We start from the raw sequence: 12049 nt of genomic DNA on the forward strand, positions 1-12049 counted from the left end.
CTGGCCGGCAGCTGCTCGTGGGCGACGATCATGAGGTTGCCGGCCAGCGGCCGGCACTACCGTTCATGATCAGGCCAGGGCGGAGAGCGCCTGCACCAGCGCATCCATCTGCTCGGGCCGGGTGAACACCGACGGCGTCACCCGCACGCAGGCGCCGGAGTCCAACCCGTCGCGATGGGTGGTGAACACGCGATGCTCGTCCAGCAGGCGCTTCTGCAGCGCGATGTTGTCAGCCACGCTGGTGCGCCCGCGCAGGCGGAAACTGGCCAATGCACTCGCCAACGCCGGGTCCGGTGAAGACAGCACTTCGATGTGCGCCATCTGCCGCGCAGGCACGGTCCAGCGCTCGCGCAGGTAGCGCAGGCGCGCCTGCTTGTTGGCCGCGCCGATACGCTGGTGCAGCGCGATCGCTTCTGGCAGCGCCAGGTAAGCGGCGAAGTTGACCGTGCCGGTGTGCACACGGCTGCCCACGCGGCCATCGTCGGTCTCGCCCATGTACGGGTCGAGGTCCGCAACGCGGCCCTTGCGCACATACATCGCGCCGACGCCGACCGGCGCACCGATCCACTTGTGCAGGTTGATGCCGACGAAATCGGCCTTGAGCTGCGGCACCGCGTAGTCGATCTGGCCGAACCCATGCGCCGCATCGACGATCACGTCGATATCGCGTGCGCGTGCGCGCTCGGCGATTTCGGCCACCGGCAGCACCAGCCCATGGCGATGGCTGACCTGGGTCAGCAGCACCAGCTTCAGGCGTGGCAGCCGCGCGAACGTGGCCTCGTAGGCCTGCAGGATCTGCGCATGGTCGGGCACTGCCGGCAGCGCGATGCTCTCGGCCTGCACGCCGCGGCGCTGCTGCAGCCAGCGCATCGCGCCGATCATGCTGTCGTAGTCGATATCGGCGTACAGCACCTGGTCGCCGGGCTGCAGGCGGTTGTAGCCGCCGATCAGCGCCAGCATCGCCTCGGTGGCACCGCGGGTCAGTGCGATCTCGTCGGCGCCCACGCCCAGCAGTTCGGCCACCTGCCGCTGCACCGCCATGTACTGCGCCGGGAACTCACGGCGGCCATACCAGGCGTTGCCACGGTTCACTTCAGCGGTATGGCGCTGGTAACTGGCCAGCGTCTCGCGGCCCATCGCGCCCCAGTAGCCATTCTCCAGATGGTTCACTTCGTCGGTGATGTCGAAGTGGCTGGCCACGGCGGCCCAGTAGCTCTCATCGCGGGCCAGCACGTCCGGCGCCACGGTCGTTGCGGGAATCTGCATGGACGCAGCGTAACGCGTGGCAACCATGGCGGGCAGTGAAGAAAGTGCGGCTGCGGCCGGCAGCAAGGAGCCGGCACGCAACAGGAAGCGGCGGGCCGGGTCCATCAGAAGCTCAGCCGGTACTGCGCGTACAGGTTGGCGCCGTCGGTGTCGTACGGCGCGTTGCGCGAGTAGACCAGGCCGCGACTGGCCTGGAAAGTGGCTTCGTCCGGGTAGCGGTCGAACACGTTGTCGGCACCCACGCGCAGGCTGTGATGTTCGTTGATGCGATAGCCGACAGCCAGGTCGAGGAAGCTCATCGCGCCGAAGCGCTGGTAGATATCGCCCACTGCATTGCCGCTGGAATCGGTCCAGGCGCCGTAGTAGCGCATGCGTGCCATCAGCGACCAGGCGCCGATGTCCCAGCTGCCGGTCAGGCTGCCCTTGTGCTCGGGCAGGCGGTCTTCGAACAGCACGCGCTGCGTTTCGTTGGTCGCCACCGAGGTGCTGCCGTTGTCCACGCGGGTGCGGTTGTAGTTGTAGGCCAGGGTCAGCGTCATGCGGCCTGCGCCGAGGTCGCGCAGGTAATTGCCGACCACGTCCACGCCGGTGGTGGTGGTGTCGAAGTCGTTGGTGAAGTAGTTCACCGAGGTATAGCCCAGCGGATTGGGCGTACCGGCCGGAATGGCGAAACTGGCCGACTGGCTGAAGCGGTCGGTGAGCCTGATCTGGTAGACATCCACCGAACCGGACAGGCCCAGGTCGGTGCGCCAGGTCAGGCCCAGCGAGGCGGTACGCGATTCTTCCGGCTTCAACGGCCTGGCACCGAGCAGCTGCGCCAGCGGATCGTTCGGCGACAGGCGGCCACTGGTGAAGATCTGCAGCGTGCGCGTGTCCAGGCCCTGGGTGGTACTGGTGGTGTTGAGCTGCGCCGGCGTCGGTGCGCGGAAGCCGGTCGACACGGTGCCGCGCAGGGCCACGTCCGGCGTGATCGCGAAGCGCGCCGAGAGCTTGCCGTCCAGCGTGCTGCCGAAGCTGGAGAAGTCCTCGTAGCGGCTGGCCGCGCCGATGCTCCAGCGCTCGCCCAGCGGCACCTCCATGTCCACGTAGGCAGCCTTGCTGCGCTGGCTCCACTGCCCGGCCTGGCTGGCCGAGAAGCCCGGCGCGCCATTGGAATTGGCCTCCAGGCCCGCGGCCGCGCCCGGGCCCACCGCGTACGAGGCCGGATCACCGGCGCGCACCTGGTAGTTTTCCTGGCGGAACTCGCCACCGAAGGCGACGTTGATCGGCTTGGGCAGCGCGGCAACGTCCCACTCGTAGTTGAAGTCGGCGTTGGCGTTCTTCTCGGTCTGGGTCAGGCGGCCGAGATCGAACGCGGTCGGGCTGGCGGGACCCAGCGAGGCATTGATCGAATTCTTCAGGCTGTAGTCGATGGCGTTGCGGCCATACGAGGCGCTGACATCCCAGCGCAGCTTGGGCGTGATCTCGCCGCGCAGGCCGCCGACCAGCTGCAGGTCATTCTGGACGTTGCCGTACTGCGGGCTGAAGCCGACCGGATACAGCGAGCGCAGGTTCCAGCCCGGGAAGATGGCGGTGGTGCGATACGCGCCAGTGGTGGTATCCGGGTTGCGCCAATTGAAATCGCTGACACCGTCGCTGTGGCTGTACAGGCCGAAGGCATAGAGCTCCAGCGTCTCGCTGGCATTGGCCTTCACGTTGAAGCCGACGCGGCGGCTTTCCAGTTCCGGCTGGCCCCAGCGCTGCACCGGGTTGGGCACGTCCAGCTCTGGATGTGCAGCCTGGAAGGCGATCGCATCGGGGCGCTGGCGGGTGCGCGAGGTGGCGTCGGAGTTGGACGATTCGGCGAACAGCACCAGGCTGCCATAGTCGCCCAGCGACCAGCCGGTGCGCGCACTGAAATCGCGCGAGGCACCGTCGCCCTGCGCGTACTGCGAATAGCCGGCGGTGATCCCGGTGCCCGGGCCATCCTCGAGGATGATGTTGATGACACCGGCGATGGCGTCCGAGCCGTACTGCGCCGATGCGCCGTCGCGCAGCACTTCGATGCGCTTGATCGCGCTGGTCGGAATCTGTGCAAGGTCGGCCGCCTGTGCACCACGGTTGCCGAGCAGCGCGCTGCGGTGGAAGCGACGCCCGTTGACCAGCACCAGGGTCTGGTCCGGCGACAGGCCACGCAGCGTAGCCGGACGCACGAACACCTGGCCGTCCGCCATCGGCAGGCGCTGCACCACGAATGATGGCACCAGCTGGGCAAGCACGTCCTTCAGATCGGTGGATTCAACGGAGCTGATGTCTTCCTTGCTGAACACGTCCACCGGCGCCAGCGTTTCGAACTGGGTGCGGTTGGACGCACGGGTGCCGGTGACCAGCATTGCATCAAGCTGGGTGGGCGCGACGCGGCTGCCGCCTGCGGCATCGACCGCATCGGCCTCCGCTGCGATCGCGCCTCCTGCGCTGGCCATGGAAAGGGCGAGGAGGATGGAACGCGAAAGCTTCGAACGATGCACGGCAGGACTCCGGGAGGACGCGACAGGGCCAGCACCTGCAGGGATATCCCAGGCCTGGACAAGGCGCGCAGTCTCGGCGCGATCTGTGAAGGAGGCATGACGTCAGTGCGACAGCTTGAGTCCGCGCAGGCGCAAGAACTGCTAAACGCCACGCCTGCCGATCCGCTACTGTGTCCAGCATCGGATTCATGGAACGACAGGATGAGTGCGGCAGGCAAGGCGGTGTGGTACATCGAAACCCATGCGGAGCAGCCGCTGGCCTTGGCCGATATCGCCGCTGCGGTGGGACTGTCGCCATTCCATCTGTCGCGCCTGTTCCAGGCCCGCACCGGCACGTCGGTGGTCCGTTACCTGCGTGGGCGCCGCTTGACAACGGCCGCGCAGCGGCTGGCCAACGGCGCATGCGACATCCTGCAGGTGGCGATTGGCGCGGGCTACACCACTCATGCCGCGTTTACCCGTGCCTTCAGCGAACAGTTCGGGCAGACGCCGGAACGGGTACGCGAACAGGGCACCGATGGGCTGGCGCTGGTGCAGGCGATCCGCGTGGACGAGGCGCCGGCTGCCTGCGCTGAGGCGCCACAGCTGCTCGACACCCCGGCCTTCCAGCTGGCCGGCATCGGCATGCGCCATACCCGCAACAGCGGCGGTGCCATTCCCGGGCAGTGGGCCCAGCTCAACCGGGAATGGCCGGCGCCGGCCCCGGTCAGTTTTGGGGTGTGCTGCAACAACGACGACGACGGCGGCTTCGACTATATCGCCGCGCTGCCGATTGGTTCACTTGGCCCTGTACCCGCGCACTGGCAGCGCGTGGATGTGCCCGCACGACGCTACTTGGTGGCCTGGCACGGCGGGCACATCTCGGCCATCCGCTCGACCTGGTTCTGGTTGCTGGATCACTACCTGCCCAGCGCCGGCCTCAGCCTGGCCGACGCGCCGGACCTGGAGCGCTACGACGCCCGGTTCAACGAGCACACTGGCAACGGCGGCGTGGAGATCTGGCTGCCGGTAGACGAAGGTCCCTGCTGACATGGAGCTGAAGATGCGCGTGAACATCACAATTGTCGGGCTGCTGCTGATGGCAGCGGCGCTCTCCGCCCACGCAGGCGACACCTGGAAAGCCGGCGAGCGCCATGGCACCACGACGGTGGCCAGTGCCGCCGTGCGCGATGCGCAGCACCGCAACACCCTGCGCTACACGGTGTGGTATCCGGCACCGGCCGATAGCAGCGAAGTCGAGGTGACCATCGGGCCGCCTGGTACGCCCCTGTTCGATGTTGGTCGCTCGGCGATGGATGCGCCGCCCGCAGGCGCTCGCCTGCCGACACTGCTGCTGTCGCATGGCAACGGCGGCAGCGCGCGCATGATGGGCTGGCTGGGCACCGCGCTGGCACGGAAAGGTTATCTGGTGATCGCGGTCGATCATCCCGGCAACAATGGTGCCGACCAGATGACCCTCCATGGCAGCATGTTGACCTGGCTGCGCGCGGATGATCTGCGCGCGGCACTGGCGGCCGTGCAGGCCGATCCAGTGCTGGGCCCGCACGTCGATCCTGAACGCCTGGGTGTTGCCGGTTTCTCGGCCGGTGGCTACACCGCGCTGTTGGCGGCTGGGGCGCAGCCGGACCTGCAGCGACTGCTGGCGTTCTGCACGGCGCATCCGGATGACGGCGTCTGCCGGCCTCAACAGGAAGCGGCAACGCACACGATGGAGGCGCGTGTTGCCGCTGCGGCGTCGGCCGAGCTGTCGCCGTGGATGTCCCACGCCAACGACGCACGCGCCATTCCCGGCGTGCGCGCGGTGTTCCTGATGGCACCGGCGATCATCCAGGCCTTCGCGCCCGAGCAGCTGTCCTCGTTGCGGCTGCCCGTGTCGATTGTGCTTGGCGAGGCTGACACGGTTGCGCCGCCACAGACCAATGGCGCGGCCGCGCGTGCAGTGATTGCGGGCGCTGCACTGCAGCTGCTGCCAGGTGTCGGCCATTACGATTTCCTCGCCGCATGCACCCCGACCGGGCAGCAGCGGCTGCAGGACCTCTGCAGCACGTCAGTGCCAAAGGCAAAGACCCACGCGCAGACAGTGGACGCAGCAGTACGGTTCTTCGACCATTCACTGCGCTAGTGGGCGGGGGGCGGGGCCCGGCGCTACAGTGGGCGCGTCCACGGAGAATCGATCATGCGCCTGCTGCACCTCACCCTGCCGGTATCCGACGTCGCTTCCGTGGCCGCGTATTTCCATGATGTGCTGCAGCAGCGCGTGGTCGGCAACCATGTGCACACCGGCTGGAGCACCATCGAACTGCAGCCGGCGGGTGATTACCCCGTCGGTGGCGTGCACCTGGCCTTCAACGTACCGGACAACCGCTTCGGCGAGGCGATGGCCTGGTTGCGCGAACGGGCCCCGCTGCAACGTAATCCTGAGGGCCTGGATTACTTTGCGCTGGAGAGCAGCTGGCAGTCGCAGTCGGTGTACTTCACCGGTCCTGATGGCCTGATCCTCGAGTTGATCGGCCGGCGCCGTCTGCCAGTCGGCACGCGCGCAGGCGCCTTCCATGGCAGCGAGCTGACCTGCCTGAGCGAGGTTGGCCTACCCAGCCACGATGTCGATGCGGTGCGCGAACAGTCCAGCCAGCGCTTCGGCCTGCAGCCGATCAGCCCGCCGTCGCCGCAGTTCGCGCCGATGGGCGACGACGAAGGCCTGCTGATCGTGGTTGCTGCGGACCGGCGCTGGTTCCCCGAGCAGAAAGACCTGCCCAGTGCCCAGGGCGTGCAGCTGCAGGTGGGTGATGTGAACGGTAGCGGCGAACTGCGCGATGCCGCGCTGGGCTGGCGGGTGTGGGCGGCCTGAGCTACCAGCTGCCCGAAGCGCCGCCGCCGCCGCTGCGACCACCACCACCGGACCAGCCGCCGGAACTGCTCGAGGACGAACTCGACGACGAGGTGCTGGACGAGGAACGGTAGCCTTGGGACGACCTTCGTCCGCTGCGTGCTTTTTCGCCGGGCAGCAGGGTGAACAGCCAGATGAAGTACAGGAACAGCGTGCCTACGCTGGACACGATCATCGCCAACACGCGTGCGTTCTCGTCGCTGGCCCGGTCGATGGCCAGCAGCGCGCCCAGCGCATAGGCGCCGGTCAACAGCACCAGTACCACCAGCCGCACGGCGAAGCTGTTGCGGTTCTTGCGCCAGCGCGCGCGGCCGGCCCGCACCAGGAAGAACACCAGCATGGCGGCAAGGGCGACCGCCAGGTTCAGCAACGTGTGCAGGGCAAGGCTGGGCGGCAACTGGCCACGGACCAGCATCACCGCGAAGAAACCGATACTGACGGCCAACATGCCGCACAGCACGATGCGCACACCACGGCTGCGACGCCAGCACCATCCCAGCAGCGCCGCCACCGGTACAGCAGGTAACAGCACGAAGAACAGCGCAGGCAGCACATGCCGCGGCAGCAGCAGCGTCGCCGAAACCAACCCAGCGGCCATCACTGCCGTTACCAGCAGCGGTCTACCCCAGGCAGGCAATGTCGGCCAATTCGGCCTGGGCATTGCCGCATTGGCTGCCAATGCCTTGCGCCGCCGCTCACGGCGTTTAAAGCTGAACTCGGCCTCGGTCCTGGTGGCCAGCAGGCGCGGCGGTGATCGCCACAGACCGGCCAGGAACCCCACCAGCAACGTCAGGGCAACGACCGAATCCCCTGTGCGCCAATCCGCTGGCAACAGGTTGCGTGCGGATGAATCTTCCTGGGGCGGCAGCGGCTCGCCATCGATCAACGCCACCAGCACCTTGCTGCCGTCCAGCAGGCCCTGGTCCAGGTCTCCCTCACGCAGGCGCGGCACGATCGCCTTGTCGATGATGCGCGCGGCATAGGCATCGGGAATGGTGCCTTCCAGGCCATAGCCGGTCTGGATGCGTACGCGCCTGTCCTGCACTGCCACCAGCAGCAACACCCCGTCATCGACACCGGCGCGGCCCAGCTGCCACTGTTCGAAGACGCGCTGTGCATAGGCTTCGATGCCGTCATCGCCAACACTGGGCACCACCAGCACCTGCAGTTGCGCGCCTTTGCGTGCCTGCAGCTGCAATGCCTGCTCGCGCAGCGTGGCGCGGGTGCTGGCGGACAGCGCGTTGGCGGTGTCCACCACCGGATCATCCAGTGCCGGGATCGCGGCCGCCGCCAGCACTGGCAGCGGCAACAGGCAGAGCAGCAGTGCCAGCCCTACCCGCTGCCATGCGTTGCGCCACCGCAGCATCCGGCTCATGTGGACGCCATGCTTTGCAATGGCGGCGTGCTGTGCATCATGCGAAACGGCATCCGTGTATGTCCTTGCCCCATGAACGGAAAAGCCGGCCGGATTACCCCGGCCGGCCTCCTTTACCACACACCTCTTCACACGCAGCGGTCAACGGCCCATGGCCACGCGCTGCTGCTCGTCCTGCACGTGTTGCTGCGAAGGCTCATGCTTGGCCAGCATTGCAGCGCTGGTCTCCTGCAGGCTCGGTGCCGTCTGGGTCATGTCCACCGCAGTACGGAAGCCGGGAACGGTGCCGATGACGAAGGCCTTGCCATCCTGCACGGTGACGCCCTGCAGCTTCTCCGGTGAATCGATGCCGGCGGCCTTGGCCTGGGCGGTCACATACGCGCTCATCTCGTTGCAGATCATGCCCGGCATGTGGCCACGGATCGCATTGTGCAGCGGCGTATCCGGATGCGCCTTGTCGCCCAGTTGCGGCCCCTTCGGCGCCGCCTCGGCATGGCTGCGGCCTTCGGCCAGCTTGCCCAGCGTCGCCGGACCCGCCACGCCATCGGCGGTGAGCCCGTGCTGCTTCTGGTAGGCGATCAGTGCGTCCCTGGTATTGGCACCGAACTTGCCATCCTCGCTCAGCGGATTGCCTTGGCCGTCGCGCACGCCCAGGCGGTTGAGTTCCTTCTGCAGCGCAGTCACTTCCTCGCCCTTGGCCCCCTGGCGCAGCACACCGTTGTGGTCGGCGTCATGCGAATGGCCACCCTTGCCGGTTTCCTTCAGCTTGCCGTGGTCCCAGAAGTCCTGCGGGCTGAGCAGCTTGCCGTGCGGATCCTTCAACTGGTAATGCACGTGCTGGGCATACTGCCCCGCACCGCCCGGGCCACGCCCGCCCATGGTGCCGATCGGCTCGCCCGCCTTGATCGGCTGGCCTTCCTTCACCTGGGTCGAGTGCAGGTGCAGGATCTCGTGCGAGTTGCCCTGTGCATCCCTGATCTTCACCGTGCCGTAGTCGCCACCGACGAACGTCACCGTTCCGGAGATCGGCGCGTGGACGGTCGGGTGCTGCAGATTACGGCCGTGCTGGCCGCCGACATAGTTGAAGTCGGTGCCACCGTGCGGCTTGTGCGCGCGGTGTTCGCCGAACTCACCGGTAACGTGCGGCTTGACCCCGTTCTGCGGGGGCAGCATCACCTGCATCGTCTGCTCGAAGGTGCGGGTCTGGCCTTCGGCATGCGCCGCTGCCGGCTTGGCCTGCGCGTGGGTGGCCGCAGCTGCGGCGGGGGCCGCGTGGCTGCCATGGGACTGGCCGTGGGTCAGGCCCAGGCGCTGCTCCACGAACCGCTCGTACTTGTCCACGTACGGCATCACCTTCTTTTCAGACAGGGTGAGGCCGCCGTAATCGCGGGTCGGGCCGTCGTGGTGGTACTTGTAGATGTACTCCTCACCCTGGCCGCGCTTGTGCGCCAGCGTGCGGTTATCGATGTAATGGTCAACCAGTGCGTCGGACTGTGCGCCGACGTCGAAGCGGTTGCGGCTGTTGAGGTGGTAGTGGTTGCCGGTCTTGTCGATGAACTGGCCCAGGCCCGAGGCCGAGGTGGTGCCAGCGGCGGCATCGGGGTTGAAGCCCGATTCAACGCGGGCGATGGCCAGCACGTGCGCGGTTTCGCGCGGGGTCAGGCCCTTCTCGCGCGCCGACTCGATGATCGTGTCGATCACCCGTGACTGTACTTCCGGGGTCGCATCGCCCCACCGGCGGGAATTGCCATGCAGGCGGCCGTCGCTCTGGTCGATCGGCTCCCGGTAGTGGCTCCACGGTTTGATGCGGTCACTGCTGTAGGCCGCCCCGCGGGGCTGGACCATGTCCTGGTAGATGTCTGCCATGTCTGTGCTATCCATTCTATGAAAAAGGGGATTTCCTTAAGGGGTACTGCTCCTGGTACTTCTAGTACTGCGGTACTGCGGTGCTGCGTTCACAGCGCGCGTGCGACGTCCTGCCGCTGCGCTCAGTCTTCGATGTAGTTCACCTCCGGGTGCTTGATGCCGAGCGAGTCGATCAACGTCTCGTACTCGTCGTTGTTGGGCTCCTGCTCCTCACCTTCCGCGCCGCGCAGCGGGGGTGTGCTGTGGGTCAACTGGCGGCCACTGGCGTCGTACAGGTAGTACCACTCGCAGAAGCTGCAGCCGAACGGCAGTTCACCGTACTGCACGACGAAGTACGGCGTACCGCTGCGGTCCTGCACGCAGGCCAGGCCAACGGCGGTATAGCCGTCCATCTCCTTGGGCGCAGCAATGGCCTGGCGTGCGCCGTCCTTTTCGATTTCCAGCGTGGTCAGCCGGGAAGCGTCCGTGTCTTGGGTGGGCTGGGCCGCCAGGTGCAGGCGGGTGCCTTGGCAATCGATATGCATGCCGGTCTCGTCGCGCGTAAGAGAGGTGGGAAGGTCCGCAACGACAGCCGCTGGTGCGGCCGGCGTCGCTGCCGGGTCAGTAGAAGCGGGGGCCGCCGCCGGTGCAGCCGCCTCAGGGCCGCTGCAGGCAGCAAGCATCAGGGCCAGCAAGGGGGCAACGGGAGACAGACGCATGCGGTGCTCCTTGGGTGAATCACACGACCGCCCGAAGGCGGTCGCTCAGGGGTCAGATCGATTCGTCCTCACGCTTGACCAGTTGCCAGCACGGCTTCTGGGCAAAGGTGTAGATCTGCTGGTCGCTGGTATCGGGGGTGCGCATCTGCACCTGTACCTGGCCGTCGGGCAGGCGGGTGACCTGCATCTCGCGGCCCTGGCGTTGCAGCGTGGCCGGGTCCGGCATCACCGGCCATTCGACCTTGGCAAGCGGCACCTTCTCCTCCACCTTGCGTGGCTCCGGCTCGGCGTCGCCATCGATGTGGCTGTCCAGCAGCGGATCGGCAGTGGACGTTTCCTGCAGCGCGATCTCGTTGCCGAAATGCTTGAGGAAGTCGTCGAAGACCGGATGGGGGCAGCTGGCAGACGCGTCTGCCGGGGCCGCGGCAACCGGCGTGGCCGGCGTCGTGGCGGCGGCCGTGCTGCTCGGAGCCGTTGCGGCGGCGTCAGTGATGGCAGCCTGGGGCGCAGGCTTGCAGCCCGACAGCGCAAGCCCCAGGGCAAGCGCAAGCAGGGCAACGGGGCGGAGCTGGTTCAAGGGATCCTCCTGATTCCGGGCGGTCGCGCGCGGTTCCGGCGCGGTAGGGAGGCAAGGATAGCCATGCCTCTGTCGATTCAGTTTCAACATCCGCTGTCAGGAATATCCCGACATGCTGAATTGAGACTCATATCACACTTGGGCTGAAATCAACGTCATCGCAGCAGCCGTTAGACTACGCCGCACACGCTTCGACCCTGGCCCCCATGCGCGCATTCCTGCTTGCCCTCTCCCTGCTGGCGCCAACGCTGTGGCCTGGTGTTGTGGCCGCACTGGAGGTCCGGGAAGGCGACCTGCTGTTCGTCACCGCCGGCCGCAGCGGCCTCAGCGCGGCCATCGACGATGCCACCGGCAAGCAGCACGGCCCCAGCTTCGACCACGTGGCCCTTGTCGCCTTGGCGTCGCAGGGGTGGGAGGTACTGCACGCCGACGAGAAGGGATCGCGCCGGCAATCCCTGGTCGACTTCCGCCAGGACGCCCGCGCCAGGCAGCGGCAGATCGTGGTCTATCGCCTGCAGGCACCGCAGCAGGCCGCCATCAAGGATGCGATCGCGACCGCACGCACGATGCTGGGCAAACCGTACAACACGTCATACGTGTTGAACGAGGACAGCTACTACTGCTCGGACTTCATCGAGCGCGCATTCCGTGCGCACCATGTGTTCGCGTTGCAGCCGATGAACTTCCGCAACCCGCAGACCGGGCAGATCGCCCGGCACTGGGTGGATCTGTACCGCGGCATGGGCATGGACGTGCCGCAGGACCAGCCCGGCACCAATCCCAATGACATGTCGGCGGCGCCGGTGCTGCAGCGCGTCGGCGTGCTGGAATAAGCGAAGCCCCGCACAGGGCGGGGCTTCGCGGGTTGCCCAG

General features: G+C 67.1%; 10 protein-coding genes. 4 read left to right on the forward strand and 6 right to left on the reverse strand.

Going from position 1 to position 12049, the window contains the following annotated elements:
- Nucleotides 1-69: 69 nt before the first annotated feature.
- Nucleotides 70-1371 carry an aminotransferase class V-fold PLP-dependent enzyme gene (locus O0J15_RS07035; RefSeq protein ID WP_308305366.1) on the reverse strand — a complete coding sequence of 434 codons (1302 nt, stop codon included), beginning with the start codon at nucleotides 1369-1371 and terminating at the stop codon, nucleotides 70-72.
- Nucleotides 1371-3773: a TonB-dependent receptor gene (locus tag O0J15_RS07040; protein WP_308305367.1), complete on the reverse strand. Its 2403-nt coding sequence runs from the start codon at nucleotides 3771-3773 to the stop codon at nucleotides 1371-1373. Before O0J15_RS07040 ends, O0J15_RS07035 begins: the two co-directional genes overlap by 1 nt.
- A 201-nt stretch (nucleotides 3774-3974) precedes the next feature.
- Between O0J15_RS07040 and O0J15_RS07045 the strand changes: the two genes are divergently transcribed.
- From O0J15_RS07045 to O0J15_RS07055, 3 genes are read left to right on the forward strand one after another with little or no spacing between them, the layout of a single operon-like run.
- Nucleotides 3975-4802, forward strand: a complete 828-nt coding sequence (locus O0J15_RS07045) for an AraC family transcriptional regulator (RefSeq protein ID WP_021201967.1) — start codon at nucleotides 3975-3977, stop codon at nucleotides 4800-4802.
- A 13-nt stretch (nucleotides 4803-4815) separates the two neighbouring features.
- Complete coding sequence (locus tag O0J15_RS07050; RefSeq protein WP_207048860.1) at nucleotides 4816-5895, forward strand: alpha/beta fold hydrolase; 1080 nt, start codon at nucleotides 4816-4818, stop codon at nucleotides 5893-5895.
- Nucleotides 5896-5949: 54 nt separating this feature from the next.
- Nucleotides 5950-6621, forward strand: a complete 672-nt coding sequence (locus O0J15_RS07055; RefSeq protein WP_207048859.1) for a VOC family protein — start codon at nucleotides 5950-5952, stop codon at nucleotides 6619-6621.
- A 1-nt stretch (nucleotide 6622) separates the two neighbouring features.
- Here the strand turns inward: O0J15_RS07055 and O0J15_RS07060 are convergent, their stop codons facing one another.
- The 4 genes from O0J15_RS07060 to O0J15_RS07075 all read right to left on the reverse strand — a co-directional run bounded on the left by O0J15_RS07060 (nucleotide 6623) and on the right by O0J15_RS07075 (nucleotide 11176).
- Entirely contained in the window at nucleotides 6623-8035 is a 1413-nt protein-coding gene (locus tag O0J15_RS07060) for a TPM domain-containing protein (RefSeq protein WP_308305368.1), read from the reverse strand.
- A 141-nt stretch (nucleotides 8036-8176) separates the two neighbouring features.
- Nucleotides 8177-9901 carry a peptidoglycan-binding protein gene (locus tag O0J15_RS07065; protein WP_207048857.1) on the reverse strand — a complete coding sequence of 575 codons (1725 nt, stop codon included), beginning with the start codon at nucleotides 9899-9901 and terminating at the stop codon, nucleotides 8177-8179.
- A gap of 122 nt (nucleotides 9902-10023) precedes the next feature.
- On the reverse strand, nucleotides 10024-10599 hold the full coding sequence (locus O0J15_RS07070; RefSeq protein ID WP_308305369.1) for a hypothetical protein: 576 nt from the start codon (nucleotides 10597-10599) through the stop codon (nucleotides 10024-10026).
- A 52-nt stretch (nucleotides 10600-10651) separates the two neighbouring features.
- Complete coding sequence (locus O0J15_RS07075) at nucleotides 10652-11176, reverse strand: hypothetical protein (RefSeq protein WP_308305370.1); 525 nt, start codon at nucleotides 11174-11176, stop codon at nucleotides 10652-10654.
- A gap of 206 nt (nucleotides 11177-11382) precedes the next feature.
- On the opposite strand from O0J15_RS07075, the gene O0J15_RS07080 reads away from it, so the two are divergent.
- Nucleotides 11383-12009, forward strand: a complete 627-nt coding sequence (locus tag O0J15_RS07080) for a YiiX/YebB-like N1pC/P60 family cysteine hydrolase (protein ID WP_308305371.1) — start codon at nucleotides 11383-11385, stop codon at nucleotides 12007-12009.
- The last annotated feature ends 40 nt before the right edge of the window (nucleotides 12010-12049 follow it).

Source organism: Stenotrophomonas sp. Sm10 (genome assembly GCF_030985515.1).
GTDB classification, from domain to species: domain Bacteria; phylum Pseudomonadota; class Gammaproteobacteria; order Xanthomonadales; family Xanthomonadaceae; genus Stenotrophomonas; species Stenotrophomonas hibiscicola.

What these genes read in the sequence shown, in the direction of transcription:
- O0J15_RS07060 (WP_308305368.1), bottom strand. Translation starts at nt 8,035, where the DNA reads ATGAGCCGGATGCTGCGGTGGCGCAACGCATGGCAGCGGGTAGGGCTG.
- O0J15_RS07035 (WP_308305366.1), bottom strand. Translation starts at nt 1,371, where the DNA reads ATGGACCCGGCCCGCCGCTTCCTGTTGCGTGCCGGCTCCTTGCTGCCG.
- O0J15_RS07045 (WP_021201967.1), top strand. Translation starts at nt 3,975, where the DNA reads ATGAGTGCGGCAGGCAAGGCGGTGTGGTACATCGAAACCCATGCGGAG.
- O0J15_RS07080 (WP_308305371.1), top strand. Translation starts at nt 11,383, where the DNA reads ATGCGCGCATTCCTGCTTGCCCTCTCCCTGCTGGCGCCAACGCTGTGG.
- O0J15_RS07050 (WP_207048860.1), top strand. Translation starts at nt 4,816, where the DNA reads ATGCGCGTGAACATCACAATTGTCGGGCTGCTGCTGATGGCAGCGGCG.
- O0J15_RS07070 (WP_308305369.1), bottom strand. Translation starts at nt 10,599, where the DNA reads ATGCGTCTGTCTCCCGTTGCCCCCTTGCTGGCCCTGATGCTTGCTGCC.
- O0J15_RS07055 (WP_207048859.1), top strand. Translation starts at nt 5,950, where the DNA reads ATGCGCCTGCTGCACCTCACCCTGCCGGTATCCGACGTCGCTTCCGTG.
- O0J15_RS07065 (WP_207048857.1), bottom strand. Translation starts at nt 9,901, where the DNA reads ATGGCAGACATCTACCAGGACATGGTCCAGCCCCGCGGGGCGGCCTAC.